Raw genomic sequence first — 22,359 nt, forward strand, 5'->3', positions numbered from 1 at the left:
TAGCGGGGATTGCTGGTGCCTGTGGAGGGCCTAATCGATGATCAGGCTTCTGGCGGGTCGATTTTCTAAAGCGACGGGAGGATACCTCGGATGTGGCTGGCAAAAGCCTCGATGGCCGGTGATCGCGTGGTCTCGGCAAAGGCGATCAGCACGCCGAGCCGGGACAGTCTCGGAAGCGGGGCGTTGAGGATGAACAGATCCGGCGGGACGGCTTTCTGTGTCATCACGCTTATCGCAAGGCCGGAGCGCGCCACCGCTATCAGGCCGGTAAGGCTGTTGCTGGCATAGGCTATCTTGTAGCGCAGCCCGGCGCGGGCCATGGCATCGCAGGCCGCCTTGTGGTCCATGGCGTTCGACGCCGGCAGCGCCAGCGGCACGGTCTCGCCGAACTCATGCATCTCCAAGGCCGGCTTGCTGCCGACCCAGACCATCGCTTCCGTGCGCACGACCTCCCTGGAGGCGCTCGCGTCCGGAATGGAGACCAGCGCAAGATCGACCTGGCGCGCATGCAGAAGATTGTGCAACTCGACGGTCGGCGCCGACACCACTTTGATCTCGATGTCCGGATAAAGACTCCCGAAGCTTCTCAAGAGCGTCGGAAAGAAGGCGCTCAGATAGTCTTCCGGGCTGCCGAAGATGATCGATCCCTGCAGGCCTTTGCCGGAGAAGGCCGAAACCGCTTCGTCGTGGATTTTGAGGATGCGCTCGGCATAGGCAAGGAAGCGCTCGCCGCTGCCGGTAAGGCGCACGCCACTGCCGCTTCGATGGAACAGGCTCTGGCCGCCGAGCGCGTCTTCGAGCCGCTGTATCTGCATCGTCACCGCCGATTGCGTGCGCCCGACCTGCACGGCGGTGGCGCTCAGCGTTCCCGAATGCGCCGCGCGGACGAAGGTCGACAGCAATCTGAGATCGAGGGGTGCGGGCATATCAATTCCATTGATATCGGAGTCCAACATCTATCAATTTTACTGCTGCACCGCCAGCCGCTAATCTTCGGGCCTGCGTTTTTGGTGAGGGCTGCGAGATGTCGAGAAATCTGGATAATGCCTTCTGGTCGGCGGCGCGAAAGCACCTCATCCGCTATGGCGGCGCCTTCGAGCCCGCCATCATCGAGCGGGCCGAAGGGTCGTTCGTTTACGATGCCGACGCCCGGCCCATACTCGACTTCACCTCCGGCCAGATGAGCGCGCTGCTTGGGCATGCTCATCCGCGGATCGTCGCGACGGTGCGCCGCCAGGTCGAAACGGTCGCGCATCTCTTCAGCGGCATGCTGTCCCGCCCGGTCGTCGAGCTTGCCGAGCGCCTCGCCGCGCTGGCGCCCGGTCTCGACAGGGCGCTCCTGCTTTCGACAGGCGCGGAGTCGAACGAGGCGGCCATCCGCATGGCGAAGCTGGTGACCGGCAAGCACGAGATCGTCGCCTTCTCCAAGAGCTGGCACGGCATGACCGGCGTCGCGGCTTCCGCCACCTACAGCGCCGGGCGCAAGGGCTACGGGCCCGCGGCGGTCGGCTCGATCGCGATCCCGGCGCCGAACAGCTTCCGGCCGCGCTTCAAGAAACCCGACGGCTCGCTCGACTGGGTTGCCGAGCTCGACGATGCCTTCGCCCTGGTCGACAGCCAGTCGACCGGCAGCCTCGCGGCCTTCATCGCCGAGCCGATCCTGTCGAGCGGCGGCATGCTGGAGCTGCCGCCAGGTTACCTCGCGGCGCTGAAGCAGAAATGCCGCGAGCGCGGCATGCTGCTCATCCTCGACGAGGCGCAGACCGGCGTCGGCCGCACCGGCGATATGTTCGCCTTCCAGCGCGACGGCGTCACGCCGGACATCCTCACTTTGTCGAAGACCATCGGCGCCGGCCTTCCGCTGGCGGCCGTCATGACGAGCGCCGAGATCGAGGAAACCGCGCATGAGCGCGGCTTCCTGTTCTACACCACCCATGTGTCCGATCCGCTGCCGGCCGCCGTCGGTCTGACCGTGCTCGATGTCGTGGAAGAGGAACGTCTCGTCGAGCGCGCGCGCCATCTCGGCAAAAGGCTTTTCGACGGCCTGTCCGAGCTGAAGCAGCGCTTCGAATGCGTCGGCGACGTGCGCGGGCGCGGCCTGATGCTGGGGGTCGAGATCGTCAAGAACGGAGAGAGCCGCGAGCCCGATCATGAGCTCGGCGCGAAAATTGCCGCGGAGGCGTTCAGGCGAGGGCTCAGCATGAACATCGTCAAGCTGCCCGGCATGGGCGGCGTGTTCCGCATCGCCCCGCCGCTGACGATCTCCGAAGACGAGCTCGACCTCGGATTGCGCACGATCTCCGACGCCATCGAGGCGGTGCTGTCCACCGGCGCCGGCCGCCCCGGCATCGCCGCCGAGTAACGGGCAGGGACCAATGAACGAAGCAAGCATGACCAAACCGGCCTCTGGCGACGCGCCGATGCAGGACGCGACGACCGGCACCATCCGCGTGCTTGTGGCCAAGCTCGGGCTGGACGGACACGACCGAGGCGCCAAGGTGGTTGCGCGGATCCTGCGCGATGCCGGCATGGAAGTCGTCTATACCGGCCTCTACAAAGCGCCGGACGAAGTCGTGGCGGCGGCGGTCCAGGAAGACGTCGACGTCATCGGCGTCAGCCTGCTTTCCGGTTCGCATGTTCCGCTGTTCCGGGAACTGGGACGCTGCCTGCGCGAGCAGAAGGCCGATCACATCTTCGTCGTCGCCGGCGGGGTCATCCCCGAACAGGATTATGCCGCTTTGTCGGATAGCGGCGTCGACGCGATCGTGCCGCAGGAGGCGCGGGCCGAACTGATCGTGACGACGATCAGGAACCTGATCGCCGCTCGTGGCCGGGTATGACCGTCTTCATGCCTTCGAGACCGGTGAGGCGCGGGGCATACAGGCCCTCGATGGAGCTCGTGCCCGAGATCCTCGCGGGCAATGTCGCCGCTATCGCCCGCATGATCACGCGCGCCGAGGCCGGCTATGCGGAAGCCGCGCCCGCCCTGGCGCAGATCTACCGGCACACCGGCAAGGCGCATGTCGTCGGCATCACCGGCGTTCCGGGGGCGGGCAAGTCCACGCTTGCGTCCTCTCTCATCCGGGCGTTCGCCTCGGAGGGGCGCAAGGTCGGCGTCGTCGCCGTCGATCCGAGCAGCCCGTTCTCCGGCGGCGCGATCCTGGGCGACAGGGTGCGCATGAGCGAGGCGGCCTCGTCCTCCCAGGCCTTCGTCCGCAGCATGGCGACGCGCGGCCATCTCGGCGGCCTCGCGCGGTCTACGCTGCAGGCGGTCGATGTCCTCGACGCCGCCGGCTATTCGCCCATCATTATCGAGACCGTCGGAGTCGGCCAGGACGAGGTGGAAGTGGTGACGGCGGCGCACAGCATCGTCGTTCTCTCGGCACCCGGGCTCGGCGACGACATACAGGCGATCAAGGCCGGCATATTGGAAATCGCGGATATCCATGCCGTCAGCAAGGCCGACAAGCCGGAAGCGACCGCGACGGTCGCGGCCCTGCGCGGCATGATGACCCTCGGTTCGGAAACGGCGCGGTCGAAATGGACGCCGCCTGTCCTTCCCGTCAGCGCAGTCTCGGGCGAGCGGATCGGCGAGTTGAAGGATGCCATTTCCAGGCACTGGGCGCATCTGCGCGACAGCGGCGAGCTGGCCGAGCGGCAGCGCGGCATTTGCCGGACGCGGATCCTCGGCGCGGCCAAATATCTTTTCCAGCGCAAATTCGATGAGCGGGCCGGCGAGATCGGAGAACATATCCAGGCCGTCGTGAACAGGGATATGGACCCCGCCGGCGCGGCTCGCCTTCTGCTCGGCTGGACGAATGAGGGGCAAGCGACATGAACCTGTTCTCGCAAACCGCGATCGAGGACATCCGCGAGAAACAGGCGGCGTGGGAAGAGAAGGAACTCGCCGCCGCGCTCGGCAGCCGGCCGGAGGAAAAGCCGGCCTACGAGACGGAATGCGGCATTCCGCTGAAGCGCGTCTACACGGCCGCGGACATCGCCGATATTCCCGCCGACGAGCTTGGTTTCCCCGGCGCCTATCCCTTCACCCGTGGCGCCTATCCGACGATGTATCGCGGACGGCCCTGGACCATCCGGCAGGTCGCCGGCTTCGGCAATCCCGAGGCCACGAACCAGCGCTACAAATACATGATCCAGACCGGCCAGACCGGTCTGTCCACCGACTTCGACCTGCCGACGCTGCTCGGCCTGGACTCGGACGATCCGCGGGCCTTCGGCGAAGTCGGGCGCGTCGGCGTCGCCATCGATACGGTCGACGACGTCGACCGGCTTTTCGATGGGATCGACCTCGAAAAGATCTCGGTCTCGCTCACCATCAATCCGTCGGCCTGGGTGGTCTACGCCATGTATGTCGCCGTCGCGGAACGGCGCGGTTACGACCTCCACAAGCTGGCGGGAACGCTGCAAGCGGATCCGCTGAAGGAATATGTCGCGCAGAAGGAGTGGATCTATCCGGTGCGCCCCGCGGTGAGGTTGCTGCGCGACCTCATCATGTACAGCGCCAAGGCGACGCCGAAGATCAATCCGATCAGCCTCAGCGGCTACCACCTGTCGGACGTGGGCGGCAACGCCTTGCAGGAGATCGCCTTCATCATGGCCTTCACCATCGCCTATTGCGAGGAGGTCACCAGCGCCGGCATGGACATCGACGACTTCGCGCCCAGGCTGTCCTTCTTCTTCATCAGCCACCAGGACTTCTTCGAGCAGATCTGCAAGTTCAGGGCGGCGAGGCGGGTCTACGCCAAGATCATGGCGCAGCGCTTCAAGGCCAGGAAGCCGGAATCCATGCGGCTGCGGGTACATGTGCAGACCGCGGCGATGAGCCTGACCAAGGTCGAGCACCACAACAACCTCATGCGCACTGCCATCCAGGCGCTCGGCGCCGTGCTGGGCGGCTGCCAGAGTATGCACACCAACGGCCTCGACGAAGCCTTCGCCATTCCGACCGAAGAGGCCATGAAGCTGGCCATTCGCACCCAGCAGATCATCCGCGACGAGATCAACGTCACCTCTGTGATCGACCCGCTCGGCGGGTCGTACTTCATCGAGCGCCTCACGCGCGACATGGAGACCGAGATATGGAAGCTCTTGGACGAAGTCGACGAACGCGGCGGCGCCGTGAAGCTGGTCGAGGAAGGCTGGTTCCAACAGAAGCTGGCGGATTCCGCCTACGCGACATTCCAGAAGATCGATGCCGGCGAGAAGATCTCCGTCGGCGTCAATCGCTATGTCGATGAGGCCAGCAGCTCGGCCGAGGTGCACATCCATCCTTATGACGAAGCGTGCACGCAGTTGCAGATCGACCGGCTCAACGCGGTGCGGGCGGGGCGCGACAATGTCCGTGTCCGAGAATTGCTGAAGGAACTCGCCGAGCAGGCAAGGTCCGACGAGATCAATCTTCTGCCGAAGACCATCGAGGCCGTGAAGGCGAAGGCGACGCTTGGCGAGATCTGCGCCGCGCTGCGCGAGGTCTGGGGCGCTTACGCCGAACCGATGATCGTTTGAGGAGGACACCAATGGGCGCAGTCATTTCCAGGCACGACGGCGCAATCGCCTGGGTCAAGCTCAACCGCCCCGAACGGCTGAACGCGATGAACAGGCAGCTCGTCGACGGGCTGTCCGAGGCGCTGGCGCAAGCCGAAGCGGACCCGTCTATCCGCGCCGTCATCCTGCACGGCGAGGGACGCGCCTTCTGCTCCGGCGACGACCTCAAGGACCTCGATGACCAGACCACCTCAGAAGCCACGACACAGGCCTGGGTGGACGCCATCCAGAACATCACCTTGCAAATCATGCAGTCACGCAAGATCGTCATCGCCGCGGTGCATGGCTGGTGCGTGGGCGGCGCGCTCGAATGGGCGGTGAATTGCGACTTCACGCTGTTCGCCGACAATGCGCGCTGGTTCTTCCCCGAAGTCACCTACGGGTTGTTCGTCACCGGTGGCGTCACTGCGTTGCTGACCAAGCAGACGGGGCCGCAGGTCGCCAAGGAACTGATGATCCTGGGCGAGAAGCACGATGCCAGGAAAGCGCTCGAGGTCGGCATCGCCTGGAAGCTCTTTCCCGAGGCGCAATTGCTGGATGAGGCAAGGAAGCTCGCTTTGGCGATAGCGGAGCGCCCGGAAGGCGCAGTGGCCGATATCAAGCACGCCATCAACAACGGCTTCCACTCCTCGCTTGCCGATGCGATGGCGCTCGAGACCAAGGCCACCGTGAGCGGCTTCCTCTCTCCAGATGCGCAGGCGCGGGCGAAGAATTTTTGATCCATGACCATGCTTGAACTCGCCCCTTCCTTCTACATCCCTGGCCAGCGCGACGACGATCTGGAGAACCGGGTGCTGCCGAAAATCCTGCGCAGGCAGGCCGAGCGCCTGGGCAGTAGCCCGTTCATCGACATTTGCGGACGCTCCGCCAGCTTCGAGGAGATGCAGGTCGCTTCAGCGCGGCTGGCGCGGGGCCTGCGCGGCCTTGGCATCGGCAAGTCCGACCGTGTGGCGATGCTATTGCCCAACTGCTTCGAGCTGGTTACGACGTGGTTCGCCGTGTCGAGCCTGGGCGCCATCGAGGTGCCCAGCAATCCAGGCCTCAAGGGTGACTTGCTTTGCCACAACCTGAACAATTGCGGCGCCGAGGTCCTCGTCGCCGACGCCAGCGCCCTTGAGGAACTCACCAGGGTCCAGGACCGATTGCCGGCCCTACGCACCCTCATCCTCGTCGGCGTCGATCCGAGCGAAGCCCGGGCGGTCGGCATCCGGATCGGCCGCATCGTCGGCTTTGAGGAATGCATGGCCGGGCAGCCGGATTTCGACCTCGCCGACATCCACTATTCCGATCCGATGGCGATCCTCTACACCTCGGGCACCACCGGCCCGGCCAAGGGCGCATTGATGTCCCACCATCACTGCTATTCCTGGGCGGCGGCGATGGCGCTCAATCTCGGCTACACGACCGGCGACAGCTATTTCTCGGCATTGCCGCTGTTCCACACCGACGCGCAGATGTTCGGCGTCTACCTGCCGCTGATCTATGGCACCCGCACGACGCTGGTCGACGGCTTCAGCGTCTCGCGCTTCTGGAACCAGGTCCGCGAAAGCGGAGCCACGGCGACGAACCTGCTCGGCGCGATGGCGGTGATCCTGTCGCGTCAGCCGCCGTCCGAGGCCGACAGCGCCAATCCGGTGCGCATATGCCAGTGCATCCCCATGGTGCCGGACAAGGAAGCGTTCGAGCGGCGCTTCGGCATGCGGCTCGTCACCGGCTACGGGCAGACGGAGACGGGTTTCGTCACCCTCGACACCGTGGATGACACGAAGGAGGGCTCCTGCGGCCGCCCACACCCCGATTGGGAAGTCGCCATCGTCGACGACAAGGACCGGCCGCTGCCGCATGGGTCCGTTGGCGAGATCGTATCGCGCCCGCGCAAGAACTGGAGCATGTTTTCCGGCTACTACCGGGCGGACGCCAAGACGGTGCAGACGTTGCGGAACCTCTGGTATCACTCCGGCGACGCCGGTTGCCTGGACGCGGATGGCTGGCTCTATTTCAAGCACCGCCTGAACGAGGCGATCCGGCGGCGCGGCGAGAATATATCCGCCTACGAAGTGGAAACCGTCGCCGAGAAGCATCCCGAGATCATCGAAAGCGCGGCGTTCGGGATCCCGTCGGAATTCACCGAAGAAGACATCATGGTCGTGGCCCAGCGGCGGCAAGGCTCGACGCTGGAGCCGGCCGAGCTTCTGGCGCATTTCAGGGCGCTGGCGCCGCGCCACATGGTGCCGCGCTACATCGAGGTCACCGACACGCCGCTGCCGCGAACACCGACGGAGAAGATCGCCAGGACCATGCTGCGGCAGCGGGGTGTCGGCGCCGCCACTTTCGATCGCGGCGAGCGCTAGCAAGGCTCAGGCAGAAGGAGGACGGAGCACCACGCGATGCAGCGCCGGATGATCGCCCCCTGTTTCATGGACGATACGCTCGAATGCCTTTGCCGCCACAATGTCGAGGCGGAGCCTCTTTTGGCGAGCGTCGGACTGCCGACGGTGATTTCCGAGCCGATCTCGGCCGAACAATATGGCGCGCTCTGGCATGCCGTTGCGCAGGAGATGGACGACGAGTTCTTCGGCGAAGGCGCGCGGCCGATGCGGGCCGGCAGCTTCGCGCTGCTTTGCCAGGCGCTGCTTACCACCGAGACGCTGGAGCATGCCTTGCGCAGGGGATTGCGCTTCCTGCGCGTCGTGCTCGACGATCCGCATGGCGAACTGACCGTTGGCGACGGGCTCGCCGAAATCAGGCTGAGCGATTCCGGGCCACTGCGGTCGGCCTTCGCCTATCGCACCTTCTGGATCATCGTCCATGGCGTGAATTGCTGGCTGGTGGGCCGGCGCCTTCCGATCCGCTGGGTGGATTTCAAATGCAGCATCCCGCCGACCGGGAGCGACTACCGTCTGTTCTTCGGCGCGCCGGTACGGTTCGATCAGCCCGAAAGCCGCCTCGTCTTCGATGCCGAATTCCTGAAGCTGCCGGTCATCCGCGACGCCTGCGCCTTGCGGGAATTCCTGCGCAGGGCCCCGGCCAACATCCTGGTGCGCTACCGCCATGACGAGGGACTCTCTGCGGCCATACGCGGACGCCTGCACGCCACCGCTCCGGCTTCATGGCCAAGCTTCGAGCGGCTTGCCGCCGGCATGCGCATGCAGCCTCCGACCTTGCGCCGCAGGCTTCAGTCGGAGGGCCAGAGCTATCGCTCGATCAAGGACGAGATGCGCAGGGCGCTGGCGATGGAGGCTCTGCTCAATGGCAGCCGCAGCGTCGCCGATCTCGCCGCCGACATTGGCTTTTCCGAGCCGAGCGCTTTCCATCGCGCCTTCCACAAATGGACCGGCAAGAGCCCCGCCTTGTTCCGCCGCGAGGCCTCTCCCGACGTCGACGCGCGCAACAACGCGCCCGCGAATTAGCAGGCTGCCGACGCACTCCCGAAACATTGCAAAATCGATCACCAAATCTGGGTCTTACGGTCATCGTATGCCACTTCGCTTGCAGCCAATATGCCCTGAAGGCGGGGCATTTTGGATGCGGATTGAAGGCAAGACATCTCCGGCGACTGGAGCCTGCTCCGGCCTCATGACCTGACCCGCTCGCCTGGGCTTGACCTTGCCCAACGGCAAAACCCGGCCCGCCCAATTCAAGTCAGCTCGATGCGTCGGACGTGGGCATCGCATCGAAGCCGCAACCAGTGCCCACCACGAAAATGGGAGCCTCATATGAAGAAACATCTCTTGTCGGCGGTGGCCGCGGCCGCGCTCGTCGCCTTCGCGGGCAATGCCTGGGCGGACATCGTCATCGGCGTCGCCGGTCCGATCACCGGTCCGAACGCGGCTTTCGGCGCGCAATTCCAGAAAGGCGCCGAGCAGGCGGCCGCCGACATCAATGCAGCCGGCGGCGTTCTCGGCCAGAAGATCAAGATCGAGATCGGCGACGATGTCTCCGATCCGAAGCAGGGCATTTCGGTAGCCAACAAATTCGTCGCGGACGGTGTGAAATACGTGGTCGGCCACTTCAACTCGGGCGTGTCGATCCCCGCCTCGGAAGTCTATGCCGAAAACGGCGTGCTCGAGATCTCGCCGGCCTCGACCAATCCGCAATATACCGAGCGCGGCCTTTGGAACACGTTCCGCACCTGCGGTCGCGACGACCAGCAGGGCAAGGTCGCGGGCGACTATATCGCCGCGAACTTCAAGGACGCCAAGATCGCCATCGTCCACGACAAGACGCCTTACGGCCAGGGCCTCGTCGATGTCGCCAAGAAGGATCTGAACGCCGACGGCATCACCGAGGTGATGTATGAAGGCATCAATGTCGGCGACAAGGACTTCGCCGCGCTCATCGCCAAGATGAAGGCGGCGGGCGTCACGCTGATCTATTTCGGCGGCCTCCACACCGAGGCGGGCCTGATCATGCGCCAGTCGGCGGACCAGGGTCTGAAGGCGACGCTGTTCTCGGGCGACGGGATGGTCTCGAACGAGCTTGCCTCGATTGCCGGCGATTCGGTTATCGGCACCTTGAACACCTTCTCGCCGGATCCGCGGAAGAACCCGGCCGCCAAGGATATCGTCGAAAAGTTCCGTGCCGCTGGTTTCGAGCCGGAAGCCTACACGCTCTACTCCTACGCGGCGGTCCAGATCGTCGCCGCCGCGATCGGCAAGACCGGCTCGGCCGACGACGCGCAGAAGGTCGGCGCGACCATCAAGGCGGGCGGTCCGTGGAAGACGGCGATCGGCGACATCGGCTATGACGAGAAGGGCGACATCACGCGTCCCGACTATGTCATCTATGAATGGAAGAAGGGCGCGGACGGCAAGCCGACCTACGCGGAGAAGTAATCTGTCGCCCAGGCGTGCGTATCCGTGGATGCCCGGCCGAGACCGGGCGTCCTCGCTGGGAAAACCGTCGTCAATTGCGGCTGGTTCGGCTTCGCTGTAGCCAGCCGTTCAGCCCGTTCGGCCATGCGATGACGAAGACGGCCAGCAGCAGCCCAAGGCCGATGTTGCGGTAGTCGGACAGTTCCCGCATGCCTTCGTCGGCCAACATCAGCACGGCGGCGCCGAGCAAGGGACCCCATATCGAGCCGAGGCCGCCGATGACGATCATCGCGATCAGCAACAAGAGCGTCGAGAAGGAAAACACCGTTGGGCCGACGACGCGGAAATGGACGGCGTAGAAGCCGCCGGCGATGCCGGTGAAGAAGGCGGAGACCGCGAAGATCCAGAGCTGGTATTTGAAACGGCTGATGCCGCGCGACATGGCATAGCCCGGATTGTCGCGCAGCGCCCGGAAGGCGAGGCCCAGCGGTCCCCTGATGACGATGATCGAGATAGTGACCGCGACCGCCAGCAGCGCCAGCCCGACATAATAGTGGGCGACGTACCATTTTGACGGGAACAGCGCACGCAGGCCGATATCACCGAACTGGCCGATGCCGCGCACACCGCCGAACAGCGGCATGCAGCCGCCGACAGTGGTGAAGCAGTCGGTGTCGTTGACGATGAGCACATACATCACCTGCGCGATCGCCAGCGTCAGCAGCGCCACATAGGGGCCGCGCAGGCGCAGGCAGGCGAGGCCGATCAGCATGCCGACCGCGACGGTGACCACGCCGGCCATCGGGATGGCGGCAAGCATCGGCACCTTCCAGTAAAAGCCCAGCATCGCGGTGGCGTAGGCGCCGGTGGCGAACAGCGCCATCTGCGCCAGCGAGAAGATGCCGCCTATGCCGAGCACGAGGTTCCACTGCACCACCACGATCGCCCAGATGAAGAACAGCGTCGACTGGGTGATGACGTAGCGCCCGGGCATGGCGAGCGGCAGCGCGGCGGCGAGAGCCAGGCAGACAAGGCCGATCAGGATATCGCGGCGGATGGATGTCATAGGCGCACGACCTGCTGTTTGCCGAACAGGCCGTAGGGCCGCCAGATCAGCACGAGGATGACGAGAAGCAGCAAGGTGGCGAAGCTCCAGCGCACGCCGAGCACATATTGCGTGGCTGCCTCGAGCAGGCCGAGCGCGATCGCCGCGATCACGGCGCCGTAGACATTGCCGAGCCCCGCGACCACGCAGACGATGAAGGCCTTCAGCATCGGGTCGCCGCCCATCACCGGCGTCAGCGTCGCGATCGAGCTGATCATGATGCCGGAAACGGCGGCGAGCGCGCCCGAGAGCGCCAGCACCTGCGCGTAGACGCGGCCGACCCTGACGCCCATGAGCTGCGCCGCCTCGCGGTTCATCGAGGTGGCGCGGATGGCGCGGCCGGTGCGGGTGCGCTGCAGGAGGATTGCCACCGCCACCATCAGCACGATGGCGACGCCGAGGATGAACACGTTCTGCAGCGGTATATGCACATTGCCGATGACGACCTGGCCGCCAACCGCGAGCGGCTGCGGGATCGGATAAGGTCCAAAACCCTTCAGCATCAAATTCTCGATGACGCTGCCGATGCCGATCGTGGCGATGAAGATGTTGGTCTCGAAATTCTCGGCCCTGAGCAACGGCAGCGCCGCGCTGAAATAGATCAGCAGCCCGACCAGCGCGCAGACGAGCGCGGCGGCAAGAAGCGCCAACGCCGGATTGAGGCCGGCATGGACGATGGCCGCATAGCAGATATAGCCGCCGAGCGTCAGGATGGCGCCGTGCGCCATGTTGAGCATGTTGAGCGAGCCGTAGACCAGCGAGAGGCCGATGGTGGCCACCGCATACATGGCGCCGAGCGTCAGGCCGGAAGCGACGATCTGGATCAGGACGTCCATCGCTCACACTCCGAGATAGGTTTCGACGATTTCCGGGCGCGCCATCAGTTCCGCGCCCAGGCCCGACCAGGCGATGCGGCCATTGTCGAGCAGGTGGATCATGTCGGCATGCTCGGCGATGCGCTCGGCATTCTCCTCGACCAGAAGAATGGTGCGGCCTTCGCGCCTGAGGTTGAAGATGACCTCGTAGATATGCTCGATGACGATCGGCGCCAGTCCGAGCGAGGGCTCGTCCAGCATCAGCACTTCACCACCCGCCATCAGGCCGCGGCCGATGCCGCACATGCGGCGCTCGCCGCCCGAAAGCGTGCCGGCGGTCTGGTTGCGGCGCTCCTTCAGCTTGGGCAGCAGCGCAAAGACGAAGTCGAGCCGTTCGGCTGAACCGCCGCTGTTGGCATAGGCGCCCATCAGAAGGTTCTCGTGCACGGTCATCGCGGGGAAGAGCAGGTCGCCCTGCGGAACCTGGATGACGCCGCGTTCGACGATCTGGTCGGGGCGCAGGCGGTCGATGCGCGACCCGTCGAGGCGGATCTCGCCCGACGTCACCGGGACAAGTCCGGAAATCGCCTTGAGCAGGGTGCTCTTGCCATGGCCGTTGGGGCCGACGATGGCGGTGAGCTCGCCCTTCCTGGCCGACAATCTGATGGCGTCGAGCACGATCCGGCCGGCATAGCCGGCGCTGGCGTCGACGATTTCGAGCGCCGCCTCAGCCATGCGCGTTTTCCATGAAGGAGCGCAGCCGCTCGGAGGCACCCTGGCCGAGATACACGTCGACGACCGTGCGATCGTCGAGGAGCTTTGTCGGCAGGCCTTCGAAGATCTTTTCGCCGTGATGCATGATCATGATGCGGTCGGACAGGCGCACCAGGAAGCGCATGACGTGCTCGATGAGGATGATGGTGACGCCCGCCGCCTTGATGGCGCGCACGGCATCCATCACGCGGTCGACCTCGCGTGCGGTGAGGCCGCCGACAGGCTCGTCCATCAGAAGCAGTTTAGGTTTCGTCGCCATGGCGCTCGCCATCATCAGCAGCTTGCGGTCGAGCACCGGCAGCTTTCCGGTGATCTTGTCGGCGCGGTCGGCGATGCCCAGCATTTCAAGCGCGGCATCGGCGGCCTCATGCGCCACACGGCCAGCGCGCAGCGTGGGCACGGCGCGGTTGCTTTGCCCGAAATAGGCGCCGACCAAAACGTTCTCGCGCGCGGTCATGCTGTCGAAGCCGGCGTTGAGCTGGAAGGTGCGGGCAACGCCGGCATGGCAGATCTGCTCGGGCGTATGCTTGGTGATGTCCTGGCCGTCGAGCACGATCGCGCCTTTGGTGGCCGGGTTCAGTCCCGATATCACCTCGAACAGCGTCGTCTTGCCGGCGCCGTTCGGTCCGCCGATGCCGAGGATTTCTCCAGCCCCGACATCGAAGGACAGATCGCGGACCGCCGCAAGCGCGCCGAAGGACTTGCCGACATGCCTGCACGACAGCAATGGCGTCGCGGCGGCGTCTCCCGTCATACGGCTATGCCTTGATCCATGGCGGCATCATGAACTTGGTCGTGCCGTATGGCGCCGGCGCGATCAGGCCAGGCCCCTTGGTGTAGTCCTGGATCTGCAGGAACTGATGCGGCATGCCGAGCGATGAATCGTTGACTTGGGTCGGATAGGTGTAGGCGGCGTTCTCGAGCGGCATGAAGCGGGTCGTGCCGGTGACGCCGCGCCATATCATCGCGCTCATCCGGGCCGCAACCTTGCGGTTCTGGTCGTTGTTTCCGGGTTCGCCCGTGCCGCCGGCAAGCGCCGCGGCGGTCGCCCAGACATAGGCGCCGTCATAGGGCTGCGCGCCGGAATTGTGGCCGGCGTTCGGGCCGAACTTCGCCTTGTAACGCTTCTCGAAGGCGGTGCCGATCTCGTCCTGCAGCGCGCCGACGACGGTGGCGTAGATGATGCCGTTGGCCGCCTGCTTGGCGATGTCGCGGAAAGCCGGGATCGACGGGCCGTATTGCATATAGATCAGGCTTGGCGTCGGGTTCGAGGCGAACTGCAGCGCGAACTGCCCGAGATCGGCGGGCAGGAAGTGGGTGATGCAGATCACCGCAGGCGGATCCTGGCGGATCTTGGCCAGCGTCGGTCCCCATTCGGAAGCCGGCACGCTGACGGTCTCGAACAGGCTGATGTCCCAGCCATAGCTCTTGGCCTGTTCCTTGACGGCGTTGGCGATGTTGGAGGCATAGACGCCGGCCGACAGGATCACCGCCATCTTGTTGTTCTTGCGCTTCCACTCGCCGTTTTCCTCCAGTTGCTGCAGGAACTTCAGGAAGCCCGGACCATACCAGTATTCGGCGGGATCGCCCTGGAAGGAACCCCAGTAGCGGTCGGGGTTGGACTTCACCAGATTGTTGTGGCCGATCGTGGTGTCGTAGTGGACATAGATGATGCCGTTGTCGGCGGCGACCTCCTGGATCGCCGCGCCCGAGCCGATATTGTAGCCGTTGAGGATGGCATGCACGCCGTGCCGGTCGACGAGGCGCTGCGCCGCCTGCACGTTGGTGGCGTCGCCCATCTGCGCGGTGTCCTCGAAGGACGGTTCGAGCGGCCGGCCGAGGATGCCGCCCAGCGCGTTGATCTCCTCGCAGGCCAGCGTCAGGCCGTTCTTGAACTCGATGCCGTCAGGCGCGGCGAAGTCGGTGGTCGGGCCGCACTGGCCGACCGGTATCGGATCGCCTTCGGCGCGCGCCTCGTTGTTCATCGCAAGCAGCATCGCCGGCATACCGGTCAGCGTCGCGGCGGTCGCAAGTCCGCCCTTGATCAGGAAGTTGCGGCGAGAGCCGGCAATGACGTTCGGCGTAGTGAGTTTCGAACTGCGCTTCATCTCGATTCCCCTGTTAAGTTTTTGTCAGTTTATGTTTTTGACCAGTTCGGCGGCCTGGTCGATGATCGCCGTCTGATGCGGCTGCGCCGACATTCCACCCCATTGTCCCATCAGTTGGTCCCACGGGTCCTCGACGCCCGTCCGGTGCCCGCAAAGCTCCTCGATCACGGCGAGACCGCAGTAGGGCACGTACATTTCGGAGTAGCCGCCCTCATGCGTCATCACCAGGCGCCCGCCGCACAACTCGCGCGCCGCGTCGAGCAGCATGCGCGCCAACCTGCGGTAGCCGCTGGAATTCATCAGCATGCGTCCCATCGGATCGACGCCGGAAGCGTCGAAGCCCGAGGGCACCACGATCAGCTCCGGCTTGAAGCGCATCAGCGCCGGGATAACCACGCGCTCGAACGCCGTGGCGTAGGCGCCGGGGCCGGACCCGGGCGGCAAAGGCACGTTGATGTTGAAGCCCTTGCCCTTGCCCTCGCCATTTTCGGCGATCGCGCCGGAATTGGCCGGGAACAGATTGTCCTGGTGCAGCGAGATCGAAAGCACGCTTGGATCGTCGTAGAAGATCGACTGCGTGCCGTTGCCGTGATGCACGTCCCAGTCGACGGTCGCGATGCGGGTGAGGCCGTGCAATTGCTGCGCGTGCCGGATGGCGATGGCGGCGTTCGAGAACAGGCAGAAGCCCATGCCGACATCGGCGGTGGCGTGATGGCCCGGCGGGCGGATCAGCGCATAGGCGTTGTCCACCTGGCCCGTGATGACGGCTTCGATGGCCTTGATGGCGCCGCCCGCTGCCAGGAGCGCGATCTCATAGCTGCCGGCGCCGAGCGGCGTCAGCGAGCTGGCGTCGCCATAGCCGCGGTCGCTGATCTCCCTGATCTTGGCGATATGCGCCGGCGTGTGGACCCGCGACAGTTCCTCGACGCTGGCGCGCCGCGGCTTGATGGTGACCAGATGGTCGAGGATGCCGCTCACTTCCAGGAGGTTGCGCAGGCGCCGCTTGGTCTCGGGATTTTCGGCATGGGTGCCGGGCTGAACCGTCAGGCTCGGCGGGAAGACCTGGTTCCAGTTCCAGGTGTTGTGCCAAAGATAAAGTTCGTGGAAAACGAAACCAGTCGCCATGCGGCTCCACCCAGCGTATGTCGGCCGGATGATGGCTCGCTATGGGGGCGCTGTCCCGACACCTTCGGGTAATGGGTGGTTTTTTGAGCCCACCCATTCGGGTGGCTATTTGTCATTGCGCAATTCCGGACGGAAAACCGCCATGCACTTTTCCTGGAATTGCTCTAACCCGCCAATTGTCGCTCGGCAGCGGCGTCGAGCCCGATTTCCTTGAGCTTAAGGACGGCTTCCGTCCGGCTTGAGACGCCGAGCTTGCCGAAGATGTTCTTCAGGTGCCATTTCACGGTATCGGGCGCCATCGACAGCGTCTCGGCCAGCTGGCGGTTGGTGTAGGCGCGCAGAAGCAGGGCGGCGACATCGGTTTCCTTGCTGCTCAGCATCTGCTTCTTGGCGGCGATCGCTATCGGGCGCGCGCGTTCGGGCGCGGTCTTGCCGAGCTCGCGCAGCAGCGCGTCGACAAAGGTCGCGGTGCTGGAATTGCGCGACCATGCCGGAATGCGCGCCCGGGCGAATTCGAGCACCTCGCGCATCGGCAGGCCCTCGTCGATCAGCGAGCGCAATGCGTTCTGCGGCAGCGCCAGGGTGATGACGTCGACCGCCGCCGCGAGCGCCAGAAGCGTTTCGCCCGCGCCGTGCGCCGCGATCGCGACAAGCGCCCGCACCTGCATGAAGCCGCGCAGGCGGCCGTCACGGCGCATGCGTTCGGCGATGCGGTCGAGCACGGCGATTGCCTTGGCCGGATGACCTTCGGCGATCAACACGCGCGCGGCGCCGATATGGGCGTATTCGTCGAGCGGATGGATCGGGGCAGGCCGGCTTTCGGCCGAGGGCTCGATCCCGCGCGAACGCAGCGCCAGCCGGGCGGCGCGGACGTCGCCGCGCGACAGAAGCAGCCGCACCCGCTCGTTCAGCGCCGCGGCCGTCAGGCGGCGATAGCGCTTCTCGATGCCCAGCCGCTCGGCGCGCTCGAGGAAGACGATGGCCTCGTCGTGCCGGCCATGGGCGGCGGAGAGCCGCGCCAGGTGCAGCTTGCAGGCCATCTCGTGCACGACGAGGCCGCATTCCTCGATGATCTGCCGGTGCTGGTGCAGGATGCGCTCTGCGCCCTGCAGGTCGTTCCATTCATAGGCGAGCTCGACATGGAAGATCGCCGTCATCGCTTCGGTGTAGGAGCCGGACCCGAGGCGCTCGCGGGCCAGCCGGCAGGCGCGGTCGAGCAATTGGTGCGCCTCGGCGAGGTTGCCGGCGGAAATCTCGACCAGCCCCAGCAGGAGGTCGCAATAGACGATGCCGAAGACGGAATTGGCGGCGGCGTGATGGTCGCGCGCCGCGAGACTGCGCAGGCGCGCGGCGTCCAGCTCGCCGAGCGAATAGTGGCTGAAGGCGCAGATATTGGCGAGCGTGCCGCGCGCGAAGGGCTCGTCTTCGGGGAAATCCGCCAGCCAGCGCGAGGCGACGCGGGTGGCGGTGCGGGAACGATCGGTGGCGCTGATGACGCCGGCCGTCAGCGTCTGCAGCTCGGCCTTCAGCGAGCGGGTGGTCGCACGGTCGATCTCGCCTCGCTCGGAAAGCTGCCCGACAAGGGTTTTGGCCTGTTTGAGGATACGGACCGCCTGGCGCGGCCGGCTCATGTGGAACTGCGCCCAGACACGTGCCAGGAGCAGGCGAGGGCGGGCGGCGATGAGGTCCGGGGGAAGCTGGTTCAGCCACTCCGTCAGCCTGGGGATGTGGCCCTGCATGGTGAGCGGCATGGCGCATTCCTCGACCAGGCGCGCGGCATGGTCGGCATCGCCGCTGGCAAGCGCATGGTCGACCGCGTCGGAGATATGGCCCCGGGCCGCCAGCCACGTGGCGGCGGCCCGATGCAGGTCCCTGCGTGCCTCCGGCGCCCAGGCATCCAGCCTGTTGCGCAGGAATTCGGAGAACAGGTGGTGATAACGGAACCATTGTCCAGAGGAATCGAGGGCGATCAGGAAAAGGTTCGAGTGCTCGATGGCCGCCAGCGCCGCGGCGCAGTCCCGTCCGGGGCAAACCGCCTCGACGAGGCCCAGGCAGAAGCGGTCGAGGATCGAGGTCCTGAGCAGGAAGTCCTGGATCTCGGGGGCCTGCCGGGCAAGCACGTCGTGGGTCAGGAACATCGCCACGTCACGCTGGCTGCCGGAAAATTCGGCGATGAAGGCTTCTCTCGATCCCTCATGCGCCAACGCCAAGGCGGCCAGCTGCAGGCCGGCCGGCCAGCCTTCGGTCTTGTGGTGGAGCGCCACCACGGCCGAGACGGCAAGGTCGAGGCCGCAGACATTGGCAAGGTAGTCCTCTGTCTCCTCGAGCGAAAAGCGCAGGTCGCTGTCGCCGAGGCTGACGACATGCCCCTTCATCTTCATATGGGCGAGTTCGAGCGGCAGCTCGCCGCGGGTGGCGAGCACGATGCGCAAGGCCGGCGGCGCATAGGCGACCAGCATGTTGATGCAGGCGGCGATCTCGCCGGAGACGATCAGATGCGCGTCGTCGAGAACGAGGAAGATCGGCGCGGCGCGACGCGACAATTGGTTGATGATGGCGGTGAGGATGGAATCGACCGGCGTCACCGGGCTGGAGTCGATCAGCGATTCCGCATTGCCGGCAATGTCGGGGTCGACGCGGTGGAAGGCGGCGGCGAGATATTTGAGGAAGCGGGCGAGATCGTTGTCGAGCCGGTCGATCGACAGCCAGGCGACCTGGGCGATGCCGCTGGATATGCCGGCCGCCCATTGCGAGAGCAGGGTCGATTTGCCGAAGCCGGCGGGCGAGGTCACCACCGTCAGCTTGCCCGCGGTCGCTGCATCCAGCGTGCGCAGCAGCCGCGGCCTCCGGACCAGGGCATCGCGCAAATGAGGCGGCTGGAGCTTCGTCTCTATCAGCATCTGGTTCTCGGCGGCTGCGTTCGGCGCCTCTAATAAACGCGCAGTGCGGCGCGGAGGCAATGGCCGGGCTGAGAGCTCGCCCAAGGTCGCGATCCGGTTCGTTGTTGCGAATCCGTTCGTCGTTGCGGCGCCGAAGCCCCTGCGGTAATCTCAGGGGGTTTGGACGATACGCATGCATCCTGTCGTTAGTGCAAGGGTTCCATCCAGTCTGGGCGGATTGTGAACTCTTTAACAGACCTCCGCGTCGCAAGCTGCGTTCTTGTGGCCGACAGGTCATAGCGGTTAGGGATTTTGCCATGCTGCGACGCTGCGCGCTGATTGCAGCCTTGATCCTCGTGGGCCTCACGACGGTGCAGGCTCAGGCCGATCGAAGGGTTGCGCTTGTCATCGGCAATTCAGAATATCGCGAAATCCCGGCGCTCAAGAATCCGGACAAGGATGCCGAGGACGTGTCGAACACATTCCGGCTGGCCGGTTTCGATGTGTTCGTCGCCAAGGACCTGACCAAGCTCCAGTTCGAGAGGGAGTTCCGCAACTATCTCGCTGCGGCGGACGGCGCCGATCTGGCGGTCGTCTATTATTCCGGTCACGGCTTTCAGATCGGCGGCGAGAATTTCCTGATCCCTGTCGACGCGTCGCTCAAGGACGCGGCCGACATCGAGGTCCAGGCGGTCAAGCTGGACGATGTCCTGCAGCAATTACGCGCCAAATCGAAGATCCAGGTGATCATCCTCGATGCCTGCCGCAACAATCCGTTCCCGCGCAAGGATTACTGGCTGCGCGACCAGTTGATCGCGGCCGGCGGCACTGGCCTTGCGCAGGTGAAAAGCTCGCTGAACACGCTGATCGCCTTCGCCACCGAGCCCGGCGCCGTCGCCTATGATGGTTCCGGCGATCTCAGTCCGTTCTCATCCGCCTTCTCGCGCCGCGCGCTGGCGCCGAACCAGGAGATACGCGCGGTGATGGCGGCTGTGCGCCGCGACGTCGTCGAGGTCACCAAGGGCGCGCAGGTTCCATGGGAGAATTCCTCGCTGATCGACGAGGTGGTGCTGATGCGCCGCGCCAGCCGGCCGGCTTTGCCGCCGGTGCTGGAAAAGACCGTGCCGTCGGGCGTCGGCCCGGTCGCGCTCGACCTGCCGGTGCCGGTCGACGTCGACGGCGGCGCGGTCACCATCAGCATCGAAAGGCCGCCGGCGGTGGGGCGCCTGATCCTGGACGGCAAGCCGGTCGCGACGGGCGAGCCGATAGAGGGCAAGGATCTGCCGCGGCTTCAGATGGATGTGCCGAAGGGCGCCGACGCCGAGGACCAGGTCGATATGTTGGCATACGCCACGCATGACGAATGGGGCGGCGGATCGCAGGGCATATTGGTGTTCCGGGTCAAGAACGGCGAGGGTGCCGCGGGCAAGCAGCTCGTGGCTTCGCTGGAGTCCGAGCAGAAGCAGGAGGTGGTGGAGCGCGGCATCCACATCGCCGGCGCCGCCGAGGCGATCGAGAACCGCGATGTCAAGATTCCGGTCGGTGTCGGTCCCGTGCCGCTGAAGCTGGATTTCCCGACCAAGGATCCGGCCGTAAGCGTGAAGCTTGCGAGCTATCCGGCAACCGGGACGCTGTCCCTGCCGGATCGGACCTTGTCGCCTCAATCGAGCCTGATGGCCGACGAAGTCGACAAACTGCGCTACGAACCGCAGATAGGCGAGGCCAAGCCATTGATAGTCGGCGTCGAAATCAGGGCCGACAACACACCGTCAAAGCCGGCGACGATGAAGCTGTCGCCAAGCGTCGACCCGTGCGACACGCAGGCAGGCGAACCCTTGGACCTGCAGGGCGTCGTCCCCGGCCTTTTGCCGAACGAGATCGGCGCCGGCGCGGTGGAGGCCTGCCGGGCGGCGGTGAAAGCCTATCCCGATGTCGCGCGCTTCCACTACGAGCTCGGACGGGCGCTGCTCGCCGCCGGCAAGGTCGACGAGGCCAAGAAGGCGATCGAGGAGGCCGCCGACAAGGGGCATGTCCGCGCGGTGTTCGAGCTTGGTTATATCGCTTCGTCCGGCATAGGAACGGCCGTGGATCCAGCGAAGGCGAATAGCTTTTATGCCAAGGCGTCTGACAAAGGCGATCCCTATGGAATGACCGCCTGGGGACGCGCGCTGTTCAATGGTCTTGGCGTCCAACGCGACACCGGCAAGGGCCTGGACCTGCTGCTCAAGGCGGCGGCCATGGGCCACACCTATGCCATGAACGATCTCGCCGCGATCTTCACTGAAGGCCGCAATGGTGTGCCCGCCGACCCGGCTCGCGCAGTTGCCTTCCTGAAGGCGGGCGTGGAACGCGAGGACATGTATTCGATGAATATCCTCGGCCGCAGCTATCTCAGTGGACGCGGCGTGGAGAGGGATACCAAGCAGGCGCAGGCGCTTTTCCAGAAGGCGATGGATCTTGGTCAGCCTTATGCGCCAGGCAGCCTCGCGCGCATGTACCGGGACGGTGATGGCGTGGACCGGAACCTAGCCGAGGCGCAAAAGCTGTTCGAAGTGGCGACAGACCGTGGCGACTACTCGGCGGCATATGATCGGGCGGCCATCGAAATGCAGAAAGGCGACAAATCCGATCAGGCCGTCGCCGTGCGCTATCTGGCGTTCGCCGCCGGGCTTGACCTCCGCAACGAGTTGCCGGGCGCGCGCACGACGCTAGCGCAGTTCGGCGCGAAGCCGAAGTCGGCTGCGTTGAAACAGCTGCGCTCGGAACTCAAATCGAAAATCCCCGCGGGCGGCTCGGTCGACGACCAACTGATCCAGACGGCCAGAGCCGTTTGGGAGCAAGCCAATCCGCGTCGGGACCTGTTCTGATCAACAAGGAGGCAATGGTGGGCAGGGCATTGAAGCAGGCGGTCATCTCAACATTCCTATCCTTTGCGGTTGCTGGATGCACGACCGTGGCGCCCAGGGTCGAGCCGGCGCCGATAACAAAACACCGTACCAAGCACGTTCGCGTGGCGACGACGCCGAAGGTGGTCAAACAGAATAAGGTGACTGCCAAGAAAGTGATCAAACCGGTCAAGAACGAACCCCCACCTGTCATTGCGCCCCTGGGTGGCAGCGGCGGCAATGGTGGCGGCGGTAGTGGCGGGTGGTGACAACGCCCGACACCCGTGCT

The 22,359-nt window shown here is 65.1% G+C and carries 17 protein-coding genes; 9 read left to right on the forward strand and 8 right to left on the reverse strand.

Going from position 1 to position 22,359, the window contains the following annotated elements; translation table 11 throughout:
- Positions 1-65: 65 nt before the first annotated feature.
- Positions 66-926, reverse strand: coding sequence for a LysR family transcriptional regulator (locus RFM41_RS22475; RefSeq protein ID WP_320251250.1), 861 nt, complete (start codon positions 924-926; stop codon positions 66-68).
- Positions 927-1,024: 98 nt separating this feature from the next.
- Between RFM41_RS22475 and RFM41_RS22480 the strand changes: the two genes are divergently transcribed.
- The 8 genes from RFM41_RS22480 to RFM41_RS22515 all read left to right on the forward strand — a co-directional run bounded on the left by RFM41_RS22480 (position 1,025) and on the right by RFM41_RS22515 (position 10,400).
- Positions 1,025-2,362, forward strand: coding sequence for an aspartate aminotransferase family protein (locus RFM41_RS22480; protein ID WP_320251248.1), 1,338 nt, complete (start codon positions 1,025-1,027; stop codon positions 2,360-2,362).
- Positions 2,363-2,375: 13 nt separating this feature from the next.
- Positions 2,376-2,840: a cobalamin B12-binding domain-containing protein gene (locus tag RFM41_RS22485; RefSeq protein ID WP_430708737.1), complete on the forward strand. Its 465-nt coding sequence runs from the start codon at positions 2,376-2,378 to the stop codon at positions 2,838-2,840.
- A gap of 50 nt (positions 2,841-2,890) precedes the next feature.
- Complete coding sequence (gene meaB, locus RFM41_RS22490; RefSeq protein WP_320251244.1) at positions 2,891-3,838, forward strand: methylmalonyl Co-A mutase-associated GTPase MeaB; 948 nt, start codon at positions 2,891-2,893, stop codon at positions 3,836-3,838.
- Complete coding sequence (locus RFM41_RS22495; protein ID WP_320251242.1) at positions 3,835-5,526, forward strand: methylmalonyl-CoA mutase family protein; 1,692 nt, start codon at positions 3,835-3,837, stop codon at positions 5,524-5,526. Before meaB ends, RFM41_RS22495 begins: the two co-directional genes overlap by 4 nt.
- 11 nt (positions 5,527-5,537) lie before the next feature.
- Positions 5,538-6,284 (forward strand): enoyl-CoA hydratase/isomerase family protein, encoded by a 747-nt coding sequence (locus RFM41_RS22500; protein ID WP_320251241.1) that lies wholly within the window; start codon positions 5,538-5,540, stop codon positions 6,282-6,284.
- Positions 6,285-6,287: 3 nt separating this feature from the next.
- Positions 6,288-7,916 (forward strand): AMP-binding protein, encoded by a 1,629-nt coding sequence (locus RFM41_RS22505; protein WP_320251239.1) that lies wholly within the window; start codon positions 6,288-6,290, stop codon positions 7,914-7,916.
- Between the two features lie 36 nt (positions 7,917-7,952).
- Positions 7,953-8,975 carry an AraC family transcriptional regulator gene (locus RFM41_RS22510; protein ID WP_320251237.1) on the forward strand — a complete coding sequence of 341 codons (1,023 nt, stop codon included), beginning with the start codon at positions 7,953-7,955 and terminating at the stop codon, positions 8,973-8,975.
- Between the two features lie 306 nt (positions 8,976-9,281).
- Positions 9,282-10,400 carry a branched-chain amino acid ABC transporter substrate-binding protein gene (locus RFM41_RS22515; protein ID WP_320251235.1) on the forward strand — a complete coding sequence of 373 codons (1,119 nt, stop codon included), beginning with the start codon at positions 9,282-9,284 and terminating at the stop codon, positions 10,398-10,400.
- A 70-nt stretch (positions 10,401-10,470) separates the two neighbouring features.
- On the opposite strand, the gene RFM41_RS22520 is transcribed toward RFM41_RS22515, so the two are convergent.
- From RFM41_RS22520 to RFM41_RS22550, 7 genes are all read right to left on the reverse strand, one after another.
- Positions 10,471-11,445, reverse strand: a complete 975-nt coding sequence (locus RFM41_RS22520; protein ID WP_320251233.1) for a branched-chain amino acid ABC transporter permease — start codon at positions 11,443-11,445, stop codon at positions 10,471-10,473.
- Complete coding sequence (locus RFM41_RS22525; RefSeq protein ID WP_320251231.1) at positions 11,442-12,320, reverse strand: branched-chain amino acid ABC transporter permease; 879 nt, start codon at positions 12,318-12,320, stop codon at positions 11,442-11,444. Before RFM41_RS22525 ends, RFM41_RS22520 begins: the two co-directional genes overlap by 4 nt.
- 3 nt (positions 12,321-12,323) lie before the next feature.
- Positions 12,324-13,034: an ABC transporter ATP-binding protein gene (locus tag RFM41_RS22530; protein ID WP_320251229.1), complete on the reverse strand. Its 711-nt coding sequence runs from the start codon at positions 13,032-13,034 to the stop codon at positions 12,324-12,326.
- Positions 13,027-13,827, reverse strand: a complete 801-nt coding sequence (locus tag RFM41_RS22535) for an ABC transporter ATP-binding protein (protein ID WP_320251227.1) — start codon at positions 13,825-13,827, stop codon at positions 13,027-13,029. Before RFM41_RS22535 ends, RFM41_RS22530 begins: the two co-directional genes overlap by 8 nt.
- 4 nt (positions 13,828-13,831) lie before the next feature.
- Entirely contained in the window at positions 13,832-15,181 is a 1,350-nt protein-coding gene (locus RFM41_RS22540; RefSeq protein WP_320251225.1) for an ABC transporter substrate-binding protein, read from the reverse strand.
- A gap of 24 nt (positions 15,182-15,205) precedes the next feature.
- Positions 15,206-16,306 (reverse strand): histone deacetylase-like amidohydrolase, encoded by a 1,101-nt coding sequence (locus tag RFM41_RS22545; RefSeq protein WP_320251224.1) that lies wholly within the window; start codon positions 16,304-16,306, stop codon positions 15,206-15,208.
- Positions 16,307-16,470: 164 nt separating this feature from the next.
- On the reverse strand, positions 16,471-19,206 hold the full coding sequence (locus RFM41_RS22550) for a winged helix-turn-helix domain-containing protein (protein WP_320251222.1): 2,736 nt from the start codon (positions 19,204-19,206) through the stop codon (positions 16,471-16,473).
- Between the two features lie 296 nt (positions 19,207-19,502).
- On the opposite strand from RFM41_RS22550, the gene RFM41_RS22555 reads away from it, so the two are divergent.
- Positions 19,503-22,052 (forward strand): caspase family protein, encoded by a 2,550-nt coding sequence (locus tag RFM41_RS22555; RefSeq protein ID WP_320251220.1) that lies wholly within the window; start codon positions 19,503-19,505, stop codon positions 22,050-22,052.
- Positions 22,053-22,359 lie beyond the last annotated feature (307 nt).

This window comes from Mesorhizobium vachelliae (genome assembly GCF_033977325.1).
Taxonomy (GTDB): Bacteria; Pseudomonadota; Alphaproteobacteria; order Rhizobiales; family Rhizobiaceae; genus Mesorhizobium; species Mesorhizobium vachelliae.